The organism is Caballeronia concitans (assembly GCF_001544615.1).
GTDB lineage: Bacteria > Pseudomonadota > Gammaproteobacteria > Burkholderiales > Burkholderiaceae > Caballeronia > Caballeronia concitans.
The window spans coordinates 34,871-59,741 of record NZ_FCNV02000005.1; the positions used below are offsets into that span (position 1 = coordinate 34,871).

Below are 24,871 nucleotides of genomic sequence, written 5' to 3' on the forward strand. Positions count from 1 at the left end.
CTCAGACAAGGCGCTCCGGCGTCTTTTTTCTAACCGGGAAATGGAACCGGTTCCAGACAAGGCGAGAGAGCGTGGTGGAAAGCACGAAAAGCATGGAAGTGGTGATCGTCGCGAGCGCATTCGGCGTCGATGCGATCCGTCTTGACGGCCACGCCTTCTGGGCCGAGAGGGCCGCGCTCGCGGGCGCGGACGGCTTCGAAGTCCGCCGCGAATTGTTCGCCGACGACGCCGACACGCACCTCGATGCGCTGGCGCGTCTCGGCGAGCGTATCCACGCTGCGGGGCTTTGGTCCGTGCATTCGACGCCCGCGACGCTCTTTCGCGCGGACGGATCGCTGGATCGCAACGCGCTCACACTCGCGATCGACGAGGCGCATGCGCTCGGCGCGCGCATCGTGAAGCTGCAGTTGGGAGGGTTGGAAGGCAGCGTCGCCACCGATGCCGCGACCATTGATTGCATGATGAATGCAATTGGCGGCTCGCATGCGCGGGTCGTCGTCGAAAACGGACAGATGAAAGCGGGCGGTCTGCCTAGCGCATTCGAAGCACTGTTCGCCGCACTGCCGGCTGCAAGCGGCCTCGCCATGACGTTCGATACGGGCAACTGGCGCTGGGCGGATGTCGATCCGCTCGACGCCGCGAAGCGGCTTGCGCCGCACGTCGCGTATGTCCACTGCAAGACGACGCAAGGCGAGGGCGCGCGCCGCTTCGCCGTCGCGCCCGCGCATGACGACGCAGCGTTTGCCGCGTTACTCGCGCGCCTGCCGTCGGACGTGCCGCGCGCAATCGAATACCCGTTCCGCGACGAAGCCGACGCCGCCGTTCAAGTCGCGCGCATCGCTGCGTTTTGAATTCAGCATGCAATTGCCGCGCACAAGACATCACGCATAGAACACAAGGATCCGACATGCAAGCACAGCACGCAGCCCTCGATGTGGTCACTTACGGCGAAGCGATGGCGATGTTCGTCGCTGCCGCGACCGGCGATCTCGCGACGGTCGGCCAGTTCACGAAACGCATCGCCGGCGCGGATCTGAACGTCGCAATCGGCCTGTCGCGGCTCGGCTTCAAGGTGGGCTGGATGAGCCGCGTCGGCAACGATTCGTTCGGCCGCTACGTGCTCGACGTGCTCGCCGCCGAGGGCATCGACGCGCGCTGCGTGAGCGTCGACGAGCGTTATCCGACGGGCTTCCAGCTCAAAGGCAAGTGCGACGACGGCAGCGATCCTTCCGTCGAATACTTCCGCAAGGGGTCGGCGGCGAGCCACTTGTCGCTCGACGACTATGCCGCCGACTACGTGCTCGGCGCGCGTCATCTGCATCTGACGGGCGTGGCCCCCGCGATCTCCGCGACATCGCGCGAACTCGCTTTTCACATGGCCCGCGAAATGCGTGCAGCGGGCAAGACGATCTCGTTCGACCCGAATCTGCGCCCGACGCTGTGGCCTTCGCGCGAAGCAATGGCCGACGCGTTGAATGCGCTTGCCGCGCTCGCCGACTGGGTTTTGCCGGGCGTGAGCGAGGGCCTGACGCTCACCGGTTACGCGAAGCCCGAGGACATCGCGGCGTTCTATCTCGATCGCGGCGCGAAAGGCGTGGTCGTGAAGCTCGGCGCGCACGGCGCGTATTTCCGCACCGCCGATGACGCAGAGGGGATCGTGCCGGCCGTACCGGTGGCGAATGTCGTCGACACGGTCGGTGCGGGCGACGGCTTCGCGGTCGGCGTGGTCAGCGCGCTGCTCGAAGGGCGCGATGTGCGCGATGCGATTGCACGCGGCAACCGCATCGGCGCATTGGCGATTCAGGTTATCGGCGATAGCGAAGGCTTGCCGACGCGCGCGGCGCTCGATGCACTCGAAACACGGGATTCCAACGACAAGACGGCCCGAGCCGCAGTCATCGCCTGATCGTCGGGCAAAGCAGAGCCAAAGCAGAGCCGGACCGTCACCAAGGCCATCTCGACAGACTCAACCGACTCACGTTCGGAGACAAACATGCAATCTTCCTCGACACCTACGCTCGCCGTGCGCCGCTGGTGGGCGATCATGCCGATCGTTTTCATCACGTACAGCCTTGCCTATCTCGACCGCGCGAACTATGGCTTTGCGGCGGCTGCGGGCATCAATCAGGATCTCGGCATCAGCAAGGGCTTGTCGTCGCTGATCGGCGCGCTGTTTTTCCTGGGCTATTTCTTCTTTCAGATTCCCGGCGCCATCTATGCCGAGCGGCGCAGCGTGAAGAAGCTGGTGTTCTGGAGCCTCGTGCTCTGGGGCGGCTGCGCGGCGGCGACGGGCATGGTGAGCAACATTCCATCGCTGATGGTGATCCGCTTCGTGCTGGGCGTCGTCGAGGCGGCGGTGATGCCTGCGATGCTCGTGTTCATCGCGAACTGGTTCACGAAGTCCGAGCGCTCGCGTGCGAATACGTTTCTCATTCTCGGCAATCCGGTGACGGTGCTGTGGATGTCGGTGGTATCGGGTTATCTCGTGAACTCGTTCGGCTGGCGCCACATGTTCATCGCGGAGGGTTTGCCGGCTGTGGTGTGGGCGGTGATCTGGTGGTTCATCGTGAAGGACAAGCCCGCGCAAGTGAGCTGGCTTTCGGACCAGGAGAAGCGCGATCTCGATGCGACGCTGCGTGCGGAGCAGGCGGCCATCAAGCCGGTGAAGAACTATGGTGAAGCGTTCAAGTCGCCGGCGGTCATCAAGCTGTGCGCGCAGTATTTCTGCTGGAGCATCGGCGTGTATGGTTTCGTGCTTTGGTTGCCGTCGATCTTGAAGAGCGGTTCGACGCTCGGCATGGTCGAGACGGGCTGGCTTTCGGCGGTGCCGTATCTCGCGGCGACCATTGCGATGCTGCTCGCTTCGTGGGCTTCCGACAAGCTTCAGGCGCGCAAGATTTTCGTGTGGCCGTTCTTGCTTATCGGTGCGATTGCGTTCGCGGGTTCTTATCTTCTTGGATCGAGTAACTTCTGGGCTTCTTATGCGTTGCTCGTGATTGCGGGCGCGGCGATGTATGCACCGTATGGGCCGTTCTTTGCGATCGTGCCCGAGTTGCTGCCGAAGAATGTCGCTGGCGGAGCGATGGCGCTCATCAATAGCATGGGGGCGCTGGGATCGTTCGTGGGATCGTACGTTGTGGGATATCTCAATGGGGCGACCGGGTCGCCGGCGGCCTCGTACGTCTTTATGAGCGCTGCGCTGCTCGGAGCTGTTTGGCTTACTTTGGCTGTTAAGCCTCAAGGCCTTGTTAGTACTGGTGCTGTTGCACGGTCTTAATGCGCGTTTTTGTCGTTGAGCTTGTTTTCGTGTCGGTCTATTTGGCTGCCCCTCCCCGGGGCGGGGGTCACTTTCTTTGCTGCTGCAAAGAAAGTAACCAAAGAAAGCAGCTTTAAACCGCCCGAAGCATGCCCGGTGTGCCCATTCTTGAATCACGCGGTGGCACTCGCCTAAGTGTCGCCCCCACAAACCACACCGGGCTTGGTGCGAATAGCCACTGTGTCATCGCACCTTCAAACTCACTGGCACAGCACTAAACAGCTCCGGCCCGCTACGCGGCCGATGGGTTAGTCGAATCACTGAGTAAGTTGGTGCTTGTAGCGCCTCCACTGCATTGGAAGTGAGTTTTTCTAATTGCTTGCTTCTGCTTTGCTTTTCGCTTGTTCTAACCGGACGGCAGCGCGGAGCGCTGTGCCGGATGGATGAGCTGCTTACCACTAAGTTCGAGGGTGCGAAGGGTCAGTGGCTATTCGCACCAAGCCGGGTGAGTTTTGTGGGGGCGACACTTAGGCGGGGCCGGGGTGGGTGTCAAGTATGGTGAACTGCTTGAATTCAGTGGGCCTAATGAAAGCTGCTTTCTTTGGTTACTTTCTTTGCAGCAGCAAAGAAAGTGACCCCCGCCCCGGGGAGGGGCGAGCCAATAGACCGACGCGATAACAGTCTTCCCGAAACGGCATATCATCATCAGCAAGCAAGCCAAACCGCCAGATAAAACTTCCCGCCCGAGCAAGGGCAAAGACAACAGACCATGAACCGCAAAAAAATCGTAGCCTATAAACCTTTACCGTCCGACGTAGAAGCCTACTTGCGCGACCACGCCGAAGTGGTGACCGTCGACCCGAAGGACAAAGCCGCGTTCATAGCGGCACTCAAAGACGCCGACGGCGCGATCGGCGCAAGCGTGAAGATCTCGCCGGATATGATCGAAGGCGCAACGCGCCTCAAAGCGTTATCGACCGTCTCGGTAGGTTTCGATCAATTCGACGTCGACGACCTCACGCGCCGCGGCATCGTGCTCACGCACACCCCCGACGTGCTCACCGAATCCACCGCCGATACCGTATTCGCGCTCATCCTCGCCAGCGCGCGACGCGTCGTCGAACTCGCCGAATGGGTCAAGGAAGGCAACTGGAAAGCCAGCATCGGTGAAGCGTGCTTCGGCGTCGACGTGCAAGGCAAAACGCTCGGCATCGTGGGCCTCGGACGCATTGGGGGGGCAGTCGCGCGGCGGGCGGCGCTCGGCTTTCGCATGAACGTGCTGTACACGAATCGCCATGCCAACGAGCAAGCCGAACGAGACTATGGCGCCAGGCGCGTCTCGCTCGATGAACTCCTCGCGCAATCCGACTTCGTCTGCCTGCAAGTGCCGCTCACGCCGGAAACGCGCGGTCTCATCGGCGCGAATGAGCTGAAGAAGATGAAGCGAAGCGCGATTCTCATCAACGCATCGCGCGGGCCGACCGTCGATGAAGCCGCGCTCATCGATGCGCTCCAGAACGGCACCATCCGCGCCGCCGGCCTCGATGTCTTCGAAAAGGAACCGTTGCCCGCGGATTCTCCGCTGCTCGCCATGAAGAACGTGGTCGCGTTGCCGCACATCGGTTCGGCTACCCATGAGACGCGTCACGCAATGAACCGCAATGCCGCCGAAAACCTGCTCGCCGCGCTCGACGGTATGCTCACGCAGAACATCGTCAATCGCGAAGTGCTTAAGCGCTGACAGCGACGAAACCGCTCTTCGCATGCGCTAACATGCGAAGAGCGTGCGCACGCCATCTACAGGGGATGGCTTCGCCGCCCCACCCGCAGGAGGCAGGCCGCAATGACGAACATGTCCGACGATCCCGACCATTCCAAACAGCTAGCGCGTCTGCCGCGCGCCTTCGATGGCCGCCGCGCCACCATCACCGATGTGGCCCGCGAAGCCGGCACCGGCAAGACCAGCATTTCGCGTTATCTCAACGGCGAAACCGGCGTGCTGTCGCGGGACCTGCGCGCACGCATCGAAGCGGCCATCGAGAAGCTCGACTATCGCCCGAACCAGATGGCGCGCGGCCTCAAACGCGGCCGCAATCGGCTGATCGGCATGCTGCTCGCCGACCTCACGAATCCCTATTCCGTCGAAGTGCTGCAAGGCGTCGAAGCCGCGTGCCACGCGCTCGGCTACATGCCGCTCATCTGTCATGCCGCCAACGAAGTCGACATGGAGCGGCGCTATCTGCAACTGCTGACGACGTATCGCGTGGAAGGCGTGATCGTCAACGCGCTCGGCGTCAAGGAGGAACTGCTGCAAGGCTTCACGCAAGGCGGCATTCCCGTGGTGCTGGTGGATCGAACGGTCGAAGGCATCGTGACCGATATGGTCGGGCTCGACAATCCCGCCGCCGTCGCGCAGGCCACGCGTCACCTCGTCGATCAGGGCTTCGACGAACTGCTCTTCATCGTGCAGCCGGTGACGCATGTCAGTTCGCGGCGTCTGCGCGAAGCCGCGTTTCGTGAGACCATCGCGTCGCTTGGCGCAAGCGGCTCGACGCTCGTCGTCGATCTCGCCAATGCCGCATCCGCGCTCGGCGAACTCGATGCGCGTGTCGATGCGGCGCATGCAGCGGGCAAGCGCGTCGCGCTCTTCGCGGCGAACGGGCCGGTGGCGTTGCGCGTCGCCGTGCATCTGAAGGAGCGCTACGGCGCGGACTGGCAGGCGAGCGTGGCGCTGCTCGCCATCGACGATTCCGAATGGGCAGAGCTTGCCGGAATGACAGCGGTGCGTCAGCCGACTTACGAAATCGGCCGGCGGGCGGTCGAGTTCCTGCACGAGCGGCTCGGCGGAGCGGCGATGCCGGCGCGCGAGTGCCTCTTGCCCGGCGAACTCGTCGTGCGCGCTTCGACGCAGCGCGCGACGGGCGATACACCGCCGCAAGCGACGCACGAAATATCGCAAGGAAAGTGAAGGAAGTGGAATGATCAGTCTCCCGACGCTCGCGAGCCTTGCGCTCGTGACGCTCATCGTCGCGGCCATGCCGGTCGTGCTGTATCGGCGCATGCGTGGCCGCTTCGCCCTTGTGCCGCGCGAGGCGATTCTCGGCATCGCGGTGTTCGCGCTCTTCGCGATGGTCATCGAGCGCGCGCTGCACGGCTTCATGCTCGGCAATCCGGTGACGTCGGCGTGGCTTGCGAATCCCGTCGCGTTCGTCGTGTATGGCGCGCTGGCTGCGGGCGTGTGCGAGGAAGTGGGGCGCTTCATCGGCATGAAATGGCTCATCGAACGCGAGCCAGCGGCGCTGGAAAGAAAGGGGCCGGCGCTCGGATACGGCATCGGGCACGGCGGGGCGGAAGCGTGGATCGTCGGCGTGCTCGTTCAGGCGCAATGGATTGTCTATGCGGTGCTCGCGAACAACGGCACGCTCGATTCGCACTTCGAAAGCGCACCGCTCGATGCCATCGCGCGCATTCACATGATCCTGCTGAGCCTGTCGCCGGTGTCGGCGGGCATCTTTCTCATCGAGCGCGTGAGCGCGTTCGTGTTCCAGCTCGGTTTCTCCGCGCTGATGTGGCAAATGCTGCGCGAGCGTTCGCGTCACGCGCTCGGCGTGCTGATCGCGGCGCATGCGCTCGTCGGCTTGCCGGCCGCGCTGTTTCAGGCGCGCCTCATTCCGCTCATCGCCGCCGATGCGGTCTATCTCGTGCTGGGCGTGATCGTGGCGGCGGCGCTGGTGCGGTACTATCGCCGCGCCGCGGACGCTCTGCCGATCGACGCACGCCAACCCTGAACGACCGACATTCATGGACGATTACCAATACGACTGTCCGAGCGCGGACATCGACATGCTCGCGCACGTCATCAGCGATCTCTTTCCGGACCAGACGCAGTTCGCCGAACGTATCGACGACGCGGGCCGCACGTCGCTGACCATTCACTACGTCGCGATGCGTTTCGGTTCGACGGCGCGCCGCATCACCATCGACGTTCGCTTCGATCCGGCCGCGCTTGCGCGTTATCGCGCGATGCCGCCGCGCATGCACGCGCGCAGCTATGCGGTGCTGCGCGCCTATGTGGAAGCGACGCTCGGCTCGCTCGAAGAGATGCACGCGAACGGCGAGACCGTGCCGCGCGAAATGGAGATCGAGATGGGCGAGGACTTCGCGTGATGCGTGATGCTTGAGGCTTACGCGTCGCGATAGACCTTTGCAAAACGCGCCGCCTTGACGACGCCGTAGTCGCCCGGCGCGTACTGCATGACCCAGTCGCCGGTGTCGCCGGTGAGCACGTCGCCGGACGCGGAACGCGCGATGGAGAACGCTTCGGTCATCTGTTTGGCCAGCACGACGCTCGGCCGGTTGCGATACATGCCCGGCTCGCCATGCGCGATGCCGCCTTCGGGCAGATACTTCGCGTCGAACCGGTCGCGCGAGACGACCCAGCGCTCGCCTGACGCGCCCGTGACGATGGCGTCGCCGGGCGCATACCGGTTCGGCCCTTCCAGGCTCATCAGTTCGCCGGCGACGGCCGCGAATTCGACGTTCACCACTTCGCTCTTGACGACGCGGCGCGCGGCGGGATCGGAAGCGAGATCGGGTTGCGAGAGCTTGAGCATGGGATGGACCGATGTGGAGGAAGGAGCGCGATGCTAGCGGTAATCGCCGCAAAGTGCAAAAAGCCCGCATCGGTCGATGCGGGCCTGCGTTGCCTTATATCGATGACAGCGCTTACGGCTTGGTCGCCGATGCCGCGTCCGCGCCCGACGCGCGCGGCTGGCGATGCGCGTGTTCGCGCCGTCCGTGGTTGTGGCCTTCCTGACGGAAGCTCGTGTCGGCGAGCTTCTTCTGCTCCGGCGAGAGGCTCGCGTACAGCGGCTCGAATGCATCGACGAGGCGCTTCGTGCCGTCCGCGTTCGCTTGCGTGATCTGCTGATACTGCTTCATGTCGTCGAGCGCCGACATTGTGTCGCGTTGCGCGATGCGCTGCCGATACAGATCGGCCATCGCGCGTGCGTTTTCGCGCATGGCGTCGGCGAACGGCGCCCATTGCGCTTCCTGCGCCGAGGTGATCTTCAGGCCCGAGTGCAGTTGAGCGATGCGCTCTTCCACGCGCGCTTCGCGCTTCGAAGCGCCCGGCGTGGACGCAGCCGATACCGCCGGCGCAGCGTTTTGCGCGCCGGATGCAGCGGTGGGCGCGGAGGTTTGCGCGAAGGCCGCGCTGACGGCGCATGACGCCACGATTGCGACGAGTGTTTTCTTCATTCGGGGAATCCTTCGATCGATTCAAAAAGAGGCGAGCCGCGTCTCGCTGACAGTGCGCTGACAGCTGAAACCAGCAAAGACGGGCGTTGATGCCGTCGCCCGATATTAGTATCACGATTGAGCGGCGAATCGCCTGCGTTGCCACAACTGCTTACATTCGATACGTCTCTGGAAAATTCGCGATCCGCGTGCGGATGGCATTTTGCGTGCCGCATGTTGCATGCCGCATGCAAAAGCGATAATCGACACAAACGACAACGCATCCACAAAGGACGACATGAGACCGCCGCGCCTCGACCAACTCGACGATATCGACCGCAACCTGGTCGCACTGCTGCAAACGAATGCGCGCGAGAGCGTCGCCAATCTCGCGCGGCAGCTTGGCGTCGCGCGCACGACGGTGATCGCGCGCATCGCGCGTCTCGAGAAGAACAACGTGATCGCGGGCTACGGCGTGCGGCTCGGACAGGACGTGCTCGACGCCAGCATTCAGGCGTACGTGGGCATCAAGATCGCGCCGAAATACGGCCGCGACGTGCAGAAGCGCTTCGCGCGCATGCCGGAGATCCAGTTGCTTTGCGCGGTCAGCGGAGAGTTCGATTACGTCGCCTGGCTGCGCGCCGATTCGCCCGATCGCCTCAACGATCTGCTTGATGAAATCGGCGCGCTCGAAGGGGTCGAGCGCACGACGACGTCGATCATCCTGGCGCGCAAGATCGATCGCGCGGGTTGAGGTTTCGACGTATCGCAGCGCAGCGTCGTCGAAACGACGAAATGCGTCGTCGATGCGCATCACTTTGTGCCTGTATTCAAAATTCACGCGCTCCTAGACTGATGTGTGACGTCCATGCACACCCAGACAGGAGACAAGAAATGAAAGTGGCACTCATCGGCGCGGGCCTGATCGGCCAAGGCATCGCGCGCTTGCTGCGCGAAACGGGGGACTTCGATGTCGTCGCATTCGACCGCGACGAACACGCGCTCGCGCAACTCGACGCGCTCGGCATCGCGACACGCCGCGTCGATTCCGCCGATACGCCCGCGTTGCGCCAGGCGCTCACCGGCTTCGATGCGCTCGTCAACGCGCTGCCGTATTACCTTGCGATCAGCGTGGCATCGGCGGCGAAAGCGGCGGGCGTGCATTACTTCGATCTCACCGAGGACGTGCGCGCGACGCACGCGATCCGCGCCATCGCTGACGACGCGCACACGGCATTCATGCCGCAATGCGGCCTCGCGCCGGGCTTCATCGGCATCGTCGCGCACGATCTGGCGCGGCGTCTTCACAACGTGCGCGACGTGAAGATGCGCGTCGGCGCGCTGCCGGAGTTTCCGACCAACGCGTTGAAATACAACCTGACGTGGAGCATCGACGGGCTCATCAACGAGTATTGCCAGCCGTGCGAAGCCGTGCGCGAAGGCCGCACGCAATGGCTGCAGCCGCTCGAAGGCGTCGAGCATTTTTCGCTGGATGGCATCGAGTACGAAGCGTTCAACACGTCGGGCGGGCTGGGCACGCTATGCGAAACGCTCGCGGGCAACGTCGAGACGCTCGATTACAAGTCGGTGCGCTATCCGGGGCATCGCGATTTGATGAAGTTCCTGCTGGACGACCTGCGCATGTCCACCGATCGCGACGGCCTCAAGGCCATGCTCAAGCGCGCGATTCCTTCGACGACGCAGGATGTCGTGCTGATCTTCGTCACGGTGACGGGCATGCGCGGCGGTCCCGGCGGGCAACTCGTGCAGGACGTGTTCACGCGCAAGATCTTCGCGAAGGAAGTGTGCGGCGTGCCGATGAGCGCGATCCAGATCACGACGGCCGGCGCGGTGTGCGCCGAACTCGATCTCTTCCGCGAAGGCGTGCTGCCGCAAAGCGGCTTCGTGCGCCAGGAGCAGGTTCCGCTCGATGCGTTCCTCAACAACCGATTCGGCAAATTGTACGAAGGCGCGAACGCGCTCGCGACCGCGCGGCAACTCGCGGCGGCCTGAGCTTTTCTCTAATCTTCGGCGATGAGGCGCGCAAGCAGACGCGCCTCGTCATCGTCGGACGCGGATGCGTTGTCGAACATCAGCAGGTCTGCGGCGAGCGCATCGTCGGGAAAGAAAAGGCGCTGCCGATAATCCTCCCAGTGCGCGAGCTTGTACGCATCGTTCGGATCGCCGCGCGCGACGATGCGTTCGTGTGCCACATCCTCGCTCACGTGCACCCAGACGACGCGGATCGCGACGTCATCGCCGACGCCGAGCCATGCGCGATCGAACAGCCGCCGCTCGCGCACCTCGCGCGACAGCGGCGCGATCACCACCGCGCTCACGCTGAGCGCGAGATTTTCAGCGGCCGTATCGATCAGGCCGCGGTATTCCGGATCGCGCAAATGCTCGATGAAAAGCGGACTGTCGCGGTCGTGCGGATCGCCCGTCAGCGCGCCGATCGCCGCCGCGCTGTAGGCGCCGTAGAGCGTGTCCTTGTCGAGCAGGCAGAAGGGCTCGCCCGTCGCGCGCATGAGCGGCGAGAAGAGGCGCCTGGCGAGCGTCGTCTTGCCCGTGCCCGCGTGCCCGCAAAAGAAGATCAGGTGCTTCATGGAACGGCTCTCAGTCGTTGCTCAGTCGTTGCTCAGTCGTTGTTCTGAATGCGCTGATAGCGATTCATCAGTGGCGTCGATGTCACGCCATGCACGATCACCGATGCCGCGATCGCCGCGATCACGAACGGCACGAGCGGCGCGGCGACGTTCTTCGGCGCGTGCTCGATCGCATAGAGCAGATAGTAGAACGAGCCGACGCCGCGTATGCCGAACCAGCCCATCAGCAGGCGCTGCGGACGCGATGCGCCCGCGCCGATCAGCGACGCCTCCACTGCCAGCGGCCGCACCACGAGAAAGAGCGCGCCGATCAGAAGCGTCGCCTGCCACGTGAACAGTTCGCGCCACATCGCGCCGAGCACCGCGCCGACCATCAGCATGATCGCCACTTCGGCGATGCGTTCCAGTTCGATCGTGAAGCCGTGCACGCGCTCGGCCATGAACGCGTGCGCGCGCCGGGGATCGGCGGCGGTGGCGCTGACGTCGTCGGCATCGACGGTGCCGACCGCTTCGCGCGCGGACTTGTCGCCGCTTGCCTTCTGTTCGACGCGACGCGTCGCAAGCCCCGCCGCGAACACCGCGAGGAACGCATACGCGTGCAGCAGTTCCGCGACGCCATACGACAGCGCGATCAGCCCCAGCGCATAGAAGCCTTCGGAGCCGAGCGCCTCGCCATGATGCGTGCGCAGATACGCGACGAGACGCACCGTCAGCTCGCCGAGCAGCCAGCCGCTTGCCAGCGCGGCGAACGTGCCCCACGCGGCTTGCAGAAGAAAGCCCCAGTGGAGCGCATCGTCGGGCGATGCTTCGTAGCGGCATACCGCGAGGCCGAGCAGCGCGAAGGGCATCGCGATGCCGTCGTTCACGCCGCCTTCCGCCGTCAACGAGAAACGCAGCAGATCGGTGTCGCCGGGCTGTTCGACCTGCACGTCGTGGGCGAGAACGGGATCGGTGGGAGCGAGCATCGCCGAAAGCAGCAGCGACGATCCCCAGCTCATGCCGAGCACATACACGCAGAAGAACGTGAGCGGCACGATGGTCAGCACCATCGCGACGAAGCCCAAGCGCACCGGCAAAAGCCAGCGGAGATCGGTCGGCGGCACGCGCAGCCGCAAGCCGACCGCGAACAGCGACACGAGCATGCCCACTTCGGTGACGAGGCGCAGGACGGTGGCGTCGCCGTCGAGCCGGATGCGCAGCAGATTCGCCGCGCCCGGCCCGAGCGCGAAGCCGATCGCGAGATAACACATCGCGGTGCTGATCGGCAGGCGCTTGAACGCCGAACCGGCGAGTCCCATGAAGATGAGCACGCCGCCGACGACGAGAAACCAGATCGTCTCGGTCATGGAACGCCCTGAAAACAGCGGAAGGATGGGTAAGCCATCCAATGGGTGCGAGCACGCGCCGTGCCCGTCGGCGGCGTTGAGCGTAAGATGGCCGGGCGTTGGATCCAATAACACGTGCATTGTCCGATGTTTGGCCAGGCACGCACCGGCCACGGAGGCTTACGCATGTCACAGCATTTCGATGCAGTCGTCATCGGCACCGGGCAGGGCGGTTCGCCGCTTGCCGTGCGGCTCGCCGAAAGCGGCAAGCGCACGGCGGTGATCGAGCGGCATCTTTTCGGCGGCACGTGCGTGAATGTCGGCTGCACGCCGACCAAGACGTACGTGGCGAGCGCGCGCGCGGCGCATGTCGCGCGGACGGCGGCCAAGTATGGCGTCGATATCGGCGGCGACATCACGATAGACATGGCGCGCGTGAAGGCGCGCAAGGACGAAGTGATCGGCGCATCGCGCGACGGCATCGAACAATGGCTGCGCGGCACGCCGAACGTCACCGTGTTCAAGGGGCATGGCCGCTTCACGGGACCGCGCGCGCTCGCCATCCGGAGCGACGACGGCGCGACGCAGGACATTCACGCCGACATGATCTTCATCAACACGGGCACGCGCGCGACGGTGCCGCATATCGACGGGCTGGGCGGGCTCGACGGCGTTCCGTATCTGACCAACTCCAGCATTCTCGAATTGACCGACGTGCCCGCGCATCTCGTGATCGTCGGGGCGAGCTATATCGCGCTCGAATTCGGGCAGATGTTCAGGCGCTTCGGCAGCCGCGTCACGCTGCTCGTGCGCGGCGATCGCATCCTGACGCGCGAGGACGAAGACGTCGCCCGCGCGATGCAGGACGTGCTCGCGCGCGAGGGCGTCGAGTTTCGTTTCGGCGCCGAAGCAAAGCGCGTGCAGAAAACGAGCGGCGGGCTGCGCATCGAGCTGGGCGATGAAGCCATCGATGCGTCGCATCTGCTCTTCGCGACCGGGCGCACGCCGAACACCGACAATCTCGGCCTGGAACACGCGGGCATCGCGGTGAACCGGCATGGCTTGATCGACGTGGACGGCGAGCTGCGCACGAAAGCGGAAGGCGTCTGGGCGATCGGCGATGTGAACGGGCGCGGCGCGTTCACGCACACGTCGTGGAACGACTACGAGATCGTCGCGGCCAATCTGCTCGATGGCGAATCGCGCAGCGTCGACACGCGCATCATGACGTACGCGGTGTTCGTCGATCCGCCGTTCGCGCGCGTCGGCATGAGCGAAGCGGAAGTGAGAAAGGATGGCCGCGCGGCGCTCATCGCCACGATGCCGATGACGCGCGTCGGCCGTGCGCGCGAACGCGGCGAAACGGACGGCTTCATGAAGGCGCTCGTCGACGCCGACACGAAGCGCATTCTCGGCGCGGCGATCTACGGCATCGAAGGCGACGAGGTGATCCACACCTTCGTCGACATCATGAACGCCGATGCGCCGTACACCACGCTGCAACGCGCGATGCACGTGCATCCCACCGTGAGCGAACTGGTGCCGACGTTGCTGGACGGATTGAAGCCGCTCGTCTGAAGGCGCTGAAGCCGCTGGAGACGCGCTTCACGCCTCGACCGGCGGCTTCTCCACCTTCGGCGCGACATGCTCCGTGCGCGTTTCCGGCATCGCCAGCCAGACGAGAGCGACCGCGAGCGCGCCCGCGCCGGCGAGACCGAAGAAGCTCATCGCCGTGCCGAAGCGATCGGCCGCGAAGCCCGCCGCCGCCGTCGAGAGCGTCGCGCCGACGCCCGCCGCCAGCCCGAAGAAGCCGATCGTGAGGTTGTAGTGGCCGCGCCCACCGGCGACATCGGCGGCGATGAGCGGCAGCATCACGCCGAACACGGCCGCGCTGATGCCGTCGAGCATCTGCACCGGCACGAGCAGATACGGGCTACTCACGCCCGCGAACAGCAGCGCGCGGATCGGCAGCGCGCAGAAGCCGAGAATGAGGATAGGACGCCGGCCCCATTTCTGCGCCTGCCGTCCGACCCACGGCGACAGCGCCGCCACGATGAACTGCGGCACGATGATGCACGCCGCGATCACCAGTTGAACGTTGTCGCCCATGTGCGCGGTGACTTCGCCGGCGGCGAGATTCAGCATCGCCGCGTTCGAGAGATGGAACAGCACCACGCACGCCGCGAAAATCAACAAGCGCCGATCCTTCAGCAACTCGCGCAGCGACTCGCGCTCCTCGCCTTCGGGCGTGAGCTTCGGCTTGCCGGGAGGCGCGCGCGGCACGGCGGGCGGCGCATCGTAGTGAATCATGCGCAGCGCGACGATCGCGGGCAACGCGAGCGCCGCCGTCAGAAAGAACACCGAGCGCAGCGACAGATATTCGCCGAACGCGCCCATCAGTGCGGCGGTCAGTGCGCTGCCGATCGACGCCCAGCGCGCGTTGCGGCCGAGCCGGTCGCCGAGATCGGCGCGCGAGACGAGCGCGACGGAGATCGCGGCCATCGCCGGGACGAGCATGCAGCTCGCAAAGCCGTGCAGCACCTCGGCCGCGAACACGGGGATGAACGTCGGGCTCGCGGCGAGCAATAGCGCGCTCACGATGATCGCGATGATCGCCGAGAGCGCCGCGAACTTCTTGTTGCGCATGGCGTCGACGAGCGCGCCCGCGGGAAGCTGGCTTGCCATCGCGCTGATCGTGCCGACGGACAGCATCAGGCCGATCTCGCCCTGCGTCCACTTGTGGGCCGCGAGATACGAAGCGATGAACGGGCCGAAGCCGGTCTGCACGTTGGCGACGAAGAAGTTCAGCCAGTCGAGCGCGCGCAGACTTCGTGCAATTACCATGTCGTGAATCGGTTATCCATGTCGTGATCCGTTTATCGGGCCGGGCGCGCGCCGGATGACGAGCCCTGCGCCGCCACCGCGCCCGACGCCGTCGCGCCGCCCGACGATGGTGCCGATGACGCAGCGGTTGCCGTCGCCGATGAAGCGGGCGTCGCCGGGACGACCGGCGACACGATCTTGATCGGCTGTTCGGGCGCGTACGTCGGCGCGGCCTTGAGCTGCGCGTCGTTGAAATTCATTTGAAGCACGAGCTGCTTGTTGCGTGAAACGACCTGCAGATCGCCCCAGTTCGCCGCCACGTGACGCTTGTCCGCCGCGAGCGAACTCGACAGATCGACGACGAGCGCCTGCGGCTCCGCCTGCGAATCGACGAGCACGTCGACCACGCGTCCGATGCGCGCGCCGTTTTTCTGCGTCACCGTCGAATCGACGAGCTGCGTGAAGTTCGGCGGCGCCTCGTTCACGGGCTGCGGCTTCGGCACCGGGTCCGCGGGCTTGCCTTTCGCGGGCGGCGGCGGAGGGAGGAACGTGATCGGCGCGGCCTTCGAATTCGGCGCGAAGCGGAAGGCCGTCCACGGGAAATTGACCTTGCGATCGCCGACGCCCATGAAGCCCGCGAGGTTCACCATCAGCAGCTTCGGCTTCGCGGAGGCATCGACGTACATGTCCACCGCGCGGCCCACGACCTTGCCGTCGGGGCGCTGCACTTCGGCATCGAGCAGGCCGTGCAGCTGATCGTGCTGCATGATGCGCGTCGAAATGATCTGCGGAGGCGGCGGCGGTTCGGGCGGCTCGGCGGGCGCGGTGATGACCGGCTCCACCGGCTTCGGCTTCACGATGCGGCGCTTCGGCTTCGGCGGGGGCGGCGGCTTCACGGCGGACGCCGGTTCCGGCGCGACGACGACGGACGACGCGGGCTCTTCGGTATCGGCGGTTTCGGTTTCGTCGGGAGTCGGGATGTACGAGTGCTCGACGATCGGCGCGGGCGTCTGCTGCGGAAAGATGCCGCATGCCGAGAGCGCGCACGCGGCGAGCATGACGAGGCCGGCCGAGCGCGGCAGGCCGCGCGTGCGCCATGCCAGCGCGGACAACAGTACGATCAGGCGCGATGCGGCGTGCCAGGCGCGCCGTATTGCTGAAACCGGCGCGGAAACCAGCGTGAATGCCGCATTGTTGGCCAACGCATCACCCCGATGCGAGATACCGCCTGTCATCACAAAAGCTCCATGTGTCCGGGCCACCTTCCTGGTTTGTATTGTGTGGACCGGCGACGCGAGCGTCCGGCCGTGTGTCTCAGTGCGTGCATGCGCTCACGCGCTCACGCGCTCATGCGCCCGGCGATGCGTCCGTTCCCGGCTGCCGGCCCGCGAGCTGCGCGGCGGTATCGGCTGCTCCCATTCGGGCTGCGTACTCGCGAGCGGACAAGCCGTTCTGGTCGCGTGCATCCGGGTTCGCGCCGCGCGCGATCAGCATGTCGACGATCTCCACGCGATTGAACATCGCGGCGATCATCAGCGCCGTGCGTCCGTCGGGCGATGCGCCTTCGATGTCCGCGCCGTGCGCGAGCAGCGTTTCGATCACGTCCTTGAAGCCCTTGAACGCCGCGCCGGCGATCGGCGTCTGGCCGTTGTCGTTGCGCAGGTCCGGATCGGCCTTGTGTTCGAGCAGCACGCGCACCGCGTCGGCGTGGCCGTGATAGCTCGCGAGCATCACGAGGCTGTCGCCCTTGTCGTTGCGCAGGTTCGGCGGCAGGCCTTTGTGAAGCAGGGCGTCGAGCATCGAGGCATCGCCCCGGCGCGCGGTGTTGAACACTTCCGTTGCGAACGCAATGGTGTCTTCATCGGGGCCTTCGCGTCTCGTGTCTTGCATGTTTCGCTCCGGTTGGACACGCGGCTGTGCAGAGCCGGTGGTCTTTTGCATTCGATAATGTCGCCGCGCACATCACGCGCGGCGCGGGGAATCATCGGCAGCATACACAGGTTTGACGACGCGCCGCGTTTGCATCGCGACGCGGTAATGGGGACGTCAGGCAGCAGGTTTCGCGCCATGACTTTCGAAAGGCTGCTGCCGCTTGACGCCGCAGCCTGCGCGCCCTTAGTCTCGATAACATGTTTCGCTTATCGAGCCGCTTATTCAGCCGCATTCCATGACGCAAGCCTCATCGAATTCCGACGCCGGCGTGCGCCGCCGCGCACCCGCCGCCGAACGCAATCGCGATGCGATTCTAGCCGTCCTCGCACGCGTGCTGCCGAAGCGCGGCGTCGTGCTGGAAATCGCCAGCGGCACCGGACAGCATGCGGTGCATTGCGCGGCCGCGTTGCCGGACATCGTCTGGCAGCCGAGCGATCCGGACGCCGCCTCACGCGAATCCATCGCCGCGTGGCGCGCGCATGCGGGGCTGCCGAACCTGAACGCGCCGCTTTGTATCGACGTGACGCGCGGCGATTGGGGCATCGGCAAGGTCGCGGCGATCGTATGCATCAACATGATCCACATCGCGCCGTGGGAAGCGGCCGAGGCGCTCGTTCGCGGCGCGGCCGAACGGCTCGATGCGGGGGGCGTACTGTACCTGTATGGGCCGTTCCGGCGCAATGGCGCGCACACCGCGCCAAGCAACGAAGCCTTCGATGCGCAACTGCGCGCCACCGATTCGCGCTGGGGCGTGCGCGACATGGAAACGGTCGAGGCGCTCGCACGCAAGGCCGGATTCACGCTTGCAGAAACCGTCGCGATGCCCGCGAACAACTTCAGTCTGGTGTTCGTCAAGGACGAAGGGGCATAAGGTGAGCAGGCACACGAGCGCGACCCGACGGTCCGCTCGCGCCGAAACGGGCGACGCCGTGTAGACTGCGAGAGATCGTTCCTTTGCGCCCGCATTCGCGACAGGCGCTCACATCCGATCTCACTCCTCCCGGAGGCGTCCTACATGCACGCAGCGTTGCCGCAAGGCGAGCAGGAAACCGGTGCCGTCGATACGTCCGCAAGCCAGCCGCGCGATCTGCGCCGCATCGACATTCATCCCGATCACTGGTATCCGCTCGCGTGGTCGCGCGAAGTGAAGCGGGGCCATGCGCACGGCGTGCGCTTCGCGGGCGATCCCATCGTGCTCGTGCGAACGGACTCGGGCAAGGTCTTCGCGCTCGAAGACCGCTGCGCGCATCGGCAGGTGCCGCTTTCGGCGGGCGTCGTCGATGGCGAGTCCATTCGCTGCTGCTATCACGGCTGGACCTACGACTGCACCGGCCGCTGCACCGACATTCCCTATCTCGGACGCGAGCGCCTTCCCAACGGCGTGCGCGCGTATCCGTGCCGCGAGGAAGCGGGACTCGTTTTCGTGTTCACGGGCGATCCGCTTCGCGCCGACACCGCGAGGTTTCCATCGCTCGACTCCGCCACCGATGCGGCCTACAAGACGCGCCGCTTCGGCCAGGAAGTGAAGTGCCATTACACGTTCATGCACGAGAACCTGATGGACATGAACCACCAGTTCCTGCATCGGCGGCAGATGGGCAGCATGCGCGCGCGATCGCTCGGACGGCGGCGGGGCGAGGACTGGATCGAAGTGGACTACACGTTCGCGCGCGAGGCGGGGAAGCAGCCGATCGGCGAGGCGCTGGTGTTCGGCCAGAAGCGCGGCGCCAAGCCCGATGAGACGCAGAAAGACGTGATGACGGTTCGCACCGAGTATCCGTATCAAACGCTCAGGATCCGCACGAAGGACGAGGCGATGGTGATGGACCTGTGGATCGCCTACGTGCCGCTCGATGCCGAACAGCGCACCAATCGCACCTTCGGCCTGCTGTCGATCCGCCGCCCGAAGATTCCCATCCTGCTCGATGCCGCGTGGCCGCTGCTCGTGTGGTTCACCGAGCGCATCTTCAAGGAGGATCGATGGATCGTCGAGCGCGAACAGGAAGCGCATGACCGGCAGGGCGCCGACCACAATCACGAAGTCTTTCCGGTCATCAACGAACTGCGCGCGCTTCTGATGGAGCACGGCGTGCCGCATCGCGCGGCGGGCGCGCATGACGTCGATGCGCGGCGCGTGCATCGCATCGTGCCGGTGCAGGAAGTGCCGGCGTCGTGAGCGCTTACGGTGCTTTCGGGCGCTTGCGAAGCGCGCAGGCCGCGCGACGATCCGGCGCGGCACGCACGGATTGCGGCCATCGCGCGGCGGCGCTATACAGGAACGAGGACATTCGCACTTGCCACGGAGGCAGACCATCATGAACAGCGACCCGACCGAGCCGCGCGACCCACGCTCGACCGCGCCCGATCTTTCCGAGCGGCATCCGAACGTCGAGCATTTCGATGCGGCGATCACGCACGTCGACGAATCCGTCGCGGCGGGACGCATGGCCGCCGGCGCGGCGAAGGGCATTCTCTATAGCCTGATCGAGACGCTCGGCACGCTCGTCGGCGATCCCGATCTGCCTTCGCACGCGCGCTCGGGCTACGAAGGCTTGCTCGAGACCGCGCGCGAACTGCGGGCGAAGATCGAGCAATAAGCTTTACTGCAGTCCTTCCATCCTTCCTTCCGGGCGACGCGCCGCTTTCACGCGTCGCTCGCGTCTCACGGCACCCCATGCCGATGCTTTCCGCCTCCTTTCGTAGCAAGCCCGTTTTTTCTGCCTGCCGCGCCGCCAAACATTAGCTCCTTTCGGCGCATCTCCTTCCAACGGAAAGGCCCGTCGGCCATCTGCGGCAATATTTACCGGGCTGCCGTTGCGCCTTGTCACACGGGGCTTGCTCGCTGCGAGTCATGCTCCGACGCCACGTTACTGACAGCTTCTTGTCATGCTGGCGACCGAATGCCGAATATTTGCTTCGACGCAAATACTGGTTAACCACACGGTGCAAAAAAAACGACACCGACGAAGCCGATTCTTTCGGATTCCATCGGTAAGCCATACACTTGCCAGCGATAAAAGTTACGGTCGATGTAACCGCGAGCGCCGCCTGGTTCCGGTTCCAGTCCGATCACGAACGATTCGCTCATACCGCACGATGCAAGAGGAGAAGAAATGAAAGGCTTCAAGATGACCCAGGCCGCCGCCATCGCCGCGACCGCGTTCGCAGTCGCCGCGCCGGCTTTCGCGCAAAGCAGCGTGACGCTGTACGGTATCGTCGACGACTCGATCGTTTATCAAAGCAGCCAGACGAACCTGGCGAAGACGCAGGCAGGCCGCTCGAACGTCAAGATGGCATCGGGCATCTGGGCGGGCAGCCGCTTCGGCCTGAAGGGCGCTGAAGACCTGGGCGGCGGCAATAAGGCCATCTTCCAGTTGGAATCCGGCTTCAACATCAATAGCGGCGCGCAGCAGTACACGAACGCAATGTTCGGCCGCCAGGCATGGGTCGGTCTCACGAACCCGGCGTTCGGTACGTTGACCTTGGGTCGCCAGTACACGTCGTATTACACGCTGATGGCGCCGTACAGCCCGACGAACTGGCTGACGGGCTACTTCGGCGCGCACCCGGGCGATCTGGACGAACTGGACACGATCTACCGCGCGAACAACTCGGTCGTCTACACGTCGCCGAAGCTGTACGGCTTCACGGTGAGCGGTTCGTACTCGTTCGCAGGCGTGCCTGACAGCGTCTATCAGGGTTCGACCTGGTCGGCCGCGATCCAGTATTCGCAAGGCCCGATCGGCGGCACGGTTGCGTTCACGCGCATCAACAACTCGACGATCGGCGGCGGCGTCTACGGCGATTCATCGACGACGAACACGGCCGGTCAGTCGGGCGTGTCGGCGGTGACGAACGGTTATCAGGGCGCGCAAGCCCAGAACCGCTTCGCCGTGGGCCTCGGCTACACGTTCAACAGCGCGTGGGACATCACCGCGACGTATACGAACGTTCAGTACATTCCGGGCATCGCCTCGAAGTTCACCGACGAAGCCGTCTTCAACACGGCAGGGACGGTGCTGCACTGGAAGGCATCGAGCGCGTGGGACTTCGCGGCAGGCTACAGCTACACGTGGGCCAGCAAAGCGAACGGCATCACCGACGCAGCTTCGTACCATCAGTTCAACCTGTCCCAGTACTACTCGCTGTCGAAGCGCACCGGTCTGTACGCTCTGGAAGCGTTCCAGCGCGCCAACGGCCGCACGCTCGCGAACCCGTCGTTCCCGAACGGCCAGGTCAACGCGCAGACGGCCGCGAACGCGACGATCGGCGACGGCTTCCAGACCACGCCGTCCGCATCGCGCAGCATGTTCGCAGCAGGCGTGGGTATCATCCACCGCTTCTAAGCGGCGCTTGCTTCACGGAAAACCGGACGCCTAGGCGTCCGGTTTTTTTGCGCCCGCGTTTGCACTCGCGCGGCTTTCGCAGCCTCAGATGAACATGCCCCCCGACACCTCGACGCGCTGCGCCGTCATCCATCGATTGCCCTCGGACAGCATCGCCGCAATCGCGCCGCCGATATCATCCGGCACGCCCGCGCGCCCCAGCGCCGTGTTCTGCGCGATGAAGTCGTTCACGCTCTGGTCGTCGCGCACCACGCCGCCGCCGAAATCCGTTTCGATCGCGCCCGGCGCGATGGTGTTCACCGTGATCCCATGCGGCCCCAGCTCCTTCGCGAGATACCGCGTGAGCACTTCGATGCCGCCTTTCATCGCCGCATACGCCGCGTAGCCCGGCAATGCGAAGCGCGTGAGCCCGCTCGACACGTTCACGATGCTCCCTTCCTCGTGCAGAAAAGGCAGCAGCGCCTGCGTCAGAAAGAACGGTCCCTTGAGATGAATGTCCAGCAGCGTGTCGAATTGCTCGGGTGTCGTATCGACGAACGACGCATGCACGCCGACGCCCGCGTTGTTGATCAGAAAATCGAAGTTCGTGCGTTCGAACGACTGTTCGAGCGCCTTGCAGACTTCGTCGGCGAACGCGGGGAAGGTGTCGCATCGGCTGACGTCGAGCTCGAGCATCGCGCACTTGCAGCCGAGTTCCTCGATCTCGCCCGCCACCGCTTCGGCTGAAGCGGCGTCGCTGTTCCACGTACCGATGATGCCGACGCCCTGTTGCGCGAGCTTCAGCGCCGCGCTGCGCCCGAGTCCGCGGCCCGCGCCAGTGATGACTGCGACCTTTGTGCTCATGTATCCGTCCACTGGCTGCTCCTTTGCGTGGGTGAGATTGCATCGAACCATGATCGAACTGTAGGACGCCGCGCTGCACAAGGGAAATCTCGCGCGATGCTGCGGCGCACCGCGCGCGGGCGCGGGCCTTGCTGCACCGTCGCGATCAACGCATCGAAGGAGATAGCCATGAAAAACGAAGGCAACCCGAAGCAGGAGAACAACGCCGACACGACCCGCGCCCCGGACGACGCTGCCGCGCTCGCGCGTCCGTTCCGGCTGTTCGCGGTGGAGCAGCGCGTGCTCGCGCAAAATGTCGATGGCAAGGTGATCGACATCGGCGCGATGGATTCGAGCGGCGGGCAGTTCTGCGCGCGCCTCGACGTGGACGACATCGCGGTCGAGCCGAAGCGCAGTCCCGAGCTTGCGCTAAAGGCGCTCGTCGACAAGCTGACGTTCGATTATCTCGACGGCCTTTTCACGAGCGAGGGCGAAGCCGAGGTGGCCGGCCGCCTGCAGGATTTCCCGAGCGTCGAATTCGAACTCGACGAAACCCTGCCGCGCGACATGGTCGATCGCACGCCGCCGCATATCTTCTGATCGGCGACGCGCCTTTCCTTGTCCCTTGTCCCTTGTCCCTTGCCTCTCGTCACTCGCCGAGCGGCAAGCCGCGCAACTGCTCGCGCAGGGCCGGATAGGCATCGAGAAAGCCCGGTGCATCGAGCCGGTTGAAGAGACTCGGATCGATCTTCTCGTTGAGCGCCGTGCCCGCCGCGCGCGGCACCTTCTGGCAGACGTCGCGCAAGAGCGGATTCTTGCTCGTGAACTCGGTATACGAGTCGATCGGCTCGGATGCGTACGCGGCATCCGGGATCGTGATCGGCTTGTCGAACCCGAGTCCGTGCGATTCGGCCTTCTGGCGCAACCACTCGGCGGGAATCAGCGGCAGCAGGTCGGCCGGATCGCGCGGCGGGGTGACGTAGCCGCCGCCGACGTTGGCGTGCGCGCCCGCGAACCAGCGCTGCTCGAGCGGCAACGCGCCGCGATCTTCGGTGCCCTGCGTCCACAACGTCGGCTTGTAGAGCGAGCGGAATTCGTTCGCGGCGATCGCGTGATACGCAGCCTTCGTGCGATTCGAAAGCGTCGTGTCGTGGAACTTGTAGTAGCTCGCGAAGCCCGGCACGGCAATTCCGCCGATCGGAATGCCCAGCTCGCCGACCGTATCCCATACGCCGATGAACGCGACATCCACTTCGCGCGAGAACTGCTGGCGATACGCCTTCACCGAGTCGTCGTCGGCACTCACGCTCTGATCGCGATAGATGCCGTACGCCTGGCGGACGGAATCGCCGCTCCAGTCGTTCGCGAGTCCGCACTTGCGGATGAGGCCGGCCAGGCTGCGAGCGGAATAAGCGCCACGCGAAAATCCGAAAATATAGATCGATGCGCCCGGCTGATAGCGCTGACACAGCCACGCGTAGCCGCTCTTGATGTTGTCGGAGAGGCCGTCGCCGAATGCGCCGCCGAGGAACTTGTTGGCGAGCGAGAACAGCCCGTTGCCCTGTGTGCCGACTCCGGGCACGTAGAGCGTCTCCTGATCGTCGGTTTCCGGCGCGAGCTTGTAGAGAAGATAGGCGTTGGTGCGGTCGTTGGGCTCGTTCCAGGTGCCGTCGAAGAAAAGGGCGAGTTTCGTCATGACGGTCTCCTGGACGTGATCCGTGATCTGCTGTCTAAGAGATAGGAAATCGGCGCGCGGCATGCAAGCCCGCGATCGTGCAAGTCGATGCGAAAGGCATCGCCGCGCTCGACTTTGTCCGATACGACAGCACGCCAAGCGCCCCGATGTGCGATGCTAAAGCCTCACGGGACAGTCTTTTCGTGGAGTGAATGATGAATACAAAACACTTCGCCAAAGTTCTTTTTGTCGCCGCTGCGTTCGGGGCGGCCAACGCCCATGCGCGCGACGACGGGCCGCGCTTCGCGCAGGATCGGCTGGATGCGCTCGTCGCGCAGCACGCGGAAGCGAGCCGGCACATTGCGCGATCAAGCTCCGATACGCCGCCCGCGAGCGCACCCGCGAAGTGCAGGGATAGCGCTTCTTGAGTGCATTAAATGCGGCGCGCTCAGCCTGAACGTTGCTGCAAGCAGTCCGGATTGAAAACCCGCTTCGTCGATGCAGGGTTATTCGCCAGTTTCTCCGCCGGACGGCGTGGCCGGGGCACGAGTTCGCCGCCGCAGTTCGGGCATCTGGAATTCAGAATACGATCCGCGCAGTCCGCGCAGAAAGTGCATTCAAAAGTGCAGATGCGTGCATCGGCGGAATCGGGCGGCAGGTCTTTGTCGCAACATTCGCAACCGGGTCGTAGCTCCAGCATGATGTTTTCCCGTTGATGGTTCATGGCGAGACGGCCGGTTCAGGATAGCAAGAACGAGCGCTGCCGCGTGTGCTGGTGAATGGACGGTATGAGAATTGCTGCGCCGCCGCGGATGTTCCGCGGGCCTCGCGCCGACGATCCTCCTCGC

The 24,871-nt window shown here is 64.6% G+C and carries 26 protein-coding genes; 15 read left to right on the plus strand and 11 right to left on the minus strand.

The window, feature by feature from the left end:
- The first annotated feature begins 92 nt into the window (after positions 1–92).
- From AWB72_RS14380 to AWB72_RS14410, 7 genes are all read left to right on the plus strand, one after another.
- Positions 93–851 (plus strand): sugar phosphate isomerase/epimerase family protein, encoded by a 759-nt coding sequence (locus AWB72_RS14380; protein ID WP_040048571.1) that lies wholly within the window; start codon positions 93–95, stop codon positions 849–851.
- A 56-nt stretch (positions 852–907) separates the two neighbouring features.
- Complete coding sequence (locus AWB72_RS14385; RefSeq protein WP_040048424.1) at positions 908–1,906, plus strand: sugar kinase; 999 nt, start codon at positions 908–910, stop codon at positions 1,904–1,906.
- 87 nt (positions 1,907–1,993) lie between these two features.
- On the plus strand, positions 1,994–3,277 hold the full coding sequence (locus AWB72_RS14390) for an MFS transporter (protein WP_040048425.1): 1,284 nt from the start codon (positions 1,994–1,996) through the stop codon (positions 3,275–3,277).
- Between the two features lie 748 nt (positions 3,278–4,025).
- On the plus strand, positions 4,026–4,997 hold the full coding sequence (locus AWB72_RS14395) for a 2-hydroxyacid dehydrogenase (protein ID WP_040048426.1): 972 nt from the start codon (positions 4,026–4,028) through the stop codon (positions 4,995–4,997).
- A 111-nt stretch (positions 4,998–5,108) separates the two neighbouring features.
- Positions 5,109–6,224 carry a LacI family DNA-binding transcriptional regulator gene (locus AWB72_RS14400; protein WP_052449657.1) on the plus strand — a complete coding sequence of 372 codons (1,116 nt, stop codon included), beginning with the start codon at positions 5,109–5,111 and terminating at the stop codon, positions 6,222–6,224.
- Between the two features lie 10 nt (positions 6,225–6,234).
- Entirely contained in the window at positions 6,235–7,044 is an 810-nt protein-coding gene (locus AWB72_RS14405) for a YhfC family intramembrane metalloprotease (protein ID WP_040048427.1), read from the plus strand.
- A gap of 13 nt (positions 7,045–7,057) precedes the next feature.
- Positions 7,058–7,423, plus strand: coding sequence for a DUF3022 domain-containing protein (locus tag AWB72_RS14410; protein WP_040048428.1), 366 nt, complete (start codon positions 7,058–7,060; stop codon positions 7,421–7,423).
- Between the two features lie 17 nt (positions 7,424–7,440).
- On the opposite strand, the gene AWB72_RS14415 is transcribed toward AWB72_RS14410, so the two are convergent.
- On the minus strand, positions 7,441–7,869 hold the full coding sequence (locus AWB72_RS14415) for a PGDYG domain-containing protein (protein WP_040048429.1): 429 nt from the start codon (positions 7,867–7,869) through the stop codon (positions 7,441–7,443).
- Between the two features lie 112 nt (positions 7,870–7,981).
- Complete coding sequence (locus tag AWB72_RS14420; RefSeq protein WP_040048430.1) at positions 7,982–8,515, minus strand: Spy/CpxP family protein refolding chaperone; 534 nt, start codon at positions 8,513–8,515, stop codon at positions 7,982–7,984.
- 277 nt (positions 8,516–8,792) lie between these two features.
- Between AWB72_RS14420 and AWB72_RS14425 the strand changes: the two genes are divergently transcribed.
- Both AWB72_RS14425 and AWB72_RS14430 read left to right on the plus strand, forming a co-directional pair.
- Entirely contained in the window at positions 8,793–9,248 is a 456-nt protein-coding gene (locus tag AWB72_RS14425; RefSeq protein ID WP_040048573.1) for an Lrp/AsnC family transcriptional regulator, read from the plus strand.
- 140 nt (positions 9,249–9,388) lie between these two features.
- Positions 9,389–10,507, plus strand: coding sequence for a saccharopine dehydrogenase family protein (locus AWB72_RS14430; protein ID WP_040048431.1), 1,119 nt, complete (start codon positions 9,389–9,391; stop codon positions 10,505–10,507).
- Between the two features lie 8 nt (positions 10,508–10,515).
- Here the strand turns inward: AWB72_RS14430 and AWB72_RS14435 are convergent, their stop codons facing one another.
- Together AWB72_RS14435 and AWB72_RS14440 are read right to left on the minus strand one after the other, a co-directional pair.
- A complete protein-coding gene (locus AWB72_RS14435) occupies positions 10,516–11,100 on the minus strand; it encodes a P-loop nucleotide/nucleoside kinase family protein (RefSeq protein ID WP_040048432.1) in 585 nt (194 codons plus the stop codon).
- Positions 11,101–11,132: 32 nt separating this feature from the next.
- On the minus strand, positions 11,133–12,446 hold the full coding sequence (locus AWB72_RS14440) for a cation:proton antiporter (protein WP_040048433.1): 1,314 nt from the start codon (positions 12,444–12,446) through the stop codon (positions 11,133–11,135).
- Positions 12,447–12,611: 165 nt separating this feature from the next.
- On the opposite strand from AWB72_RS14440, the gene AWB72_RS14445 reads away from it, so the two are divergent.
- The gene (locus tag AWB72_RS14445; protein WP_040048434.1) at positions 12,612–14,003 is read left to right on the plus strand and encodes an FAD-containing oxidoreductase; all 1,392 of its coding nucleotides are present in this window, start codon (positions 12,612–12,614) and stop codon (positions 14,001–14,003) included.
- A 27-nt stretch (positions 14,004–14,030) separates the two neighbouring features.
- Here AWB72_RS14445 and AWB72_RS14450 read toward each other — a convergent pair whose 3' ends face one another.
- From AWB72_RS14450 to AWB72_RS14460, 3 genes are all read right to left on the minus strand, one after another.
- Positions 14,031–15,269, minus strand: coding sequence for an MFS transporter (locus tag AWB72_RS14450; RefSeq protein WP_040048435.1), 1,239 nt, complete (start codon positions 15,267–15,269; stop codon positions 14,031–14,033).
- Between the two features lie 32 nt (positions 15,270–15,301).
- Entirely contained in the window at positions 15,302–16,483 is a 1,182-nt protein-coding gene (locus tag AWB72_RS14455; RefSeq protein WP_052449641.1) for a hypothetical protein, read from the minus strand.
- Between the two features lie 112 nt (positions 16,484–16,595).
- Complete coding sequence (locus AWB72_RS14460) at positions 16,596–17,138, minus strand: ankyrin repeat domain-containing protein (RefSeq protein WP_040048436.1); 543 nt, start codon at positions 17,136–17,138, stop codon at positions 16,596–16,598.
- A gap of 277 nt (positions 17,139–17,415) precedes the next feature.
- On the opposite strand from AWB72_RS14460, the gene AWB72_RS14465 reads away from it, so the two are divergent.
- The 4 genes from AWB72_RS14465 to AWB72_RS14480 all read left to right on the plus strand — a co-directional run bounded on the left by AWB72_RS14465 (position 17,416) and on the right by AWB72_RS14480 (position 21,526).
- A complete protein-coding gene (locus tag AWB72_RS14465) occupies positions 17,416–18,051 on the plus strand; it encodes a DUF938 domain-containing protein (protein ID WP_040048437.1) in 636 nt (211 codons plus the stop codon).
- Between the two features lie 144 nt (positions 18,052–18,195).
- Entirely contained in the window at positions 18,196–19,356 is a 1,161-nt protein-coding gene (locus tag AWB72_RS14470; protein ID WP_040048438.1) for a Rieske 2Fe-2S domain-containing protein, read from the plus strand.
- Positions 19,357–19,495: 139 nt separating this feature from the next.
- Positions 19,496–19,777: a hypothetical protein gene (locus AWB72_RS14475; protein ID WP_040048439.1), complete on the plus strand. Its 282-nt coding sequence runs from the start codon at positions 19,496–19,498 to the stop codon at positions 19,775–19,777.
- Between the two features lie 516 nt (positions 19,778–20,293).
- The gene (locus AWB72_RS14480) at positions 20,294–21,526 is read left to right on the plus strand and encodes a porin (RefSeq protein ID WP_040048440.1); all 1,233 of its coding nucleotides are present in this window, start codon (positions 20,294–20,296) and stop codon (positions 21,524–21,526) included.
- Between the two features lie 84 nt (positions 21,527–21,610).
- Here AWB72_RS14480 and AWB72_RS14485 read toward each other — a convergent pair whose 3' ends face one another.
- Positions 21,611–22,369, minus strand: a complete 759-nt coding sequence (locus AWB72_RS14485) for an SDR family NAD(P)-dependent oxidoreductase (protein WP_040048441.1) — start codon at positions 22,367–22,369, stop codon at positions 21,611–21,613.
- A gap of 168 nt (positions 22,370–22,537) precedes the next feature.
- On the opposite strand from AWB72_RS14485, the gene AWB72_RS14490 reads away from it, so the two are divergent.
- Positions 22,538–22,948, plus strand: a complete 411-nt coding sequence (locus tag AWB72_RS14490; protein ID WP_040048575.1) for a hypothetical protein — start codon at positions 22,538–22,540, stop codon at positions 22,946–22,948.
- A 49-nt stretch (positions 22,949–22,997) separates the two neighbouring features.
- Here AWB72_RS14490 and AWB72_RS14495 read toward each other — a convergent pair whose 3' ends face one another.
- From AWB72_RS14495 to AWB72_RS14505, 3 genes are all read right to left on the minus strand, one after another.
- Positions 22,998–24,044, minus strand: a complete 1,047-nt coding sequence (locus AWB72_RS14495; protein ID WP_040048576.1) for a T6SS phospholipase effector Tle1-like catalytic domain-containing protein — start codon at positions 24,042–24,044, stop codon at positions 22,998–23,000.
- Positions 24,045–24,208: 164 nt separating this feature from the next.
- Positions 24,209–24,364 carry a hypothetical protein gene (locus AWB72_RS28910; RefSeq protein ID WP_159459369.1) on the minus strand — a complete coding sequence of 52 codons (156 nt, stop codon included), beginning with the start codon at positions 24,362–24,364 and terminating at the stop codon, positions 24,209–24,211.
- Positions 24,365–24,471: 107 nt separating this feature from the next.
- On the minus strand, positions 24,472–24,723 hold the full coding sequence (locus AWB72_RS14505) for a DUF1272 domain-containing protein (protein ID WP_084592695.1): 252 nt from the start codon (positions 24,721–24,723) through the stop codon (positions 24,472–24,474).
- Between the last annotated feature and the right edge of the window lie 148 nt (positions 24,724–24,871).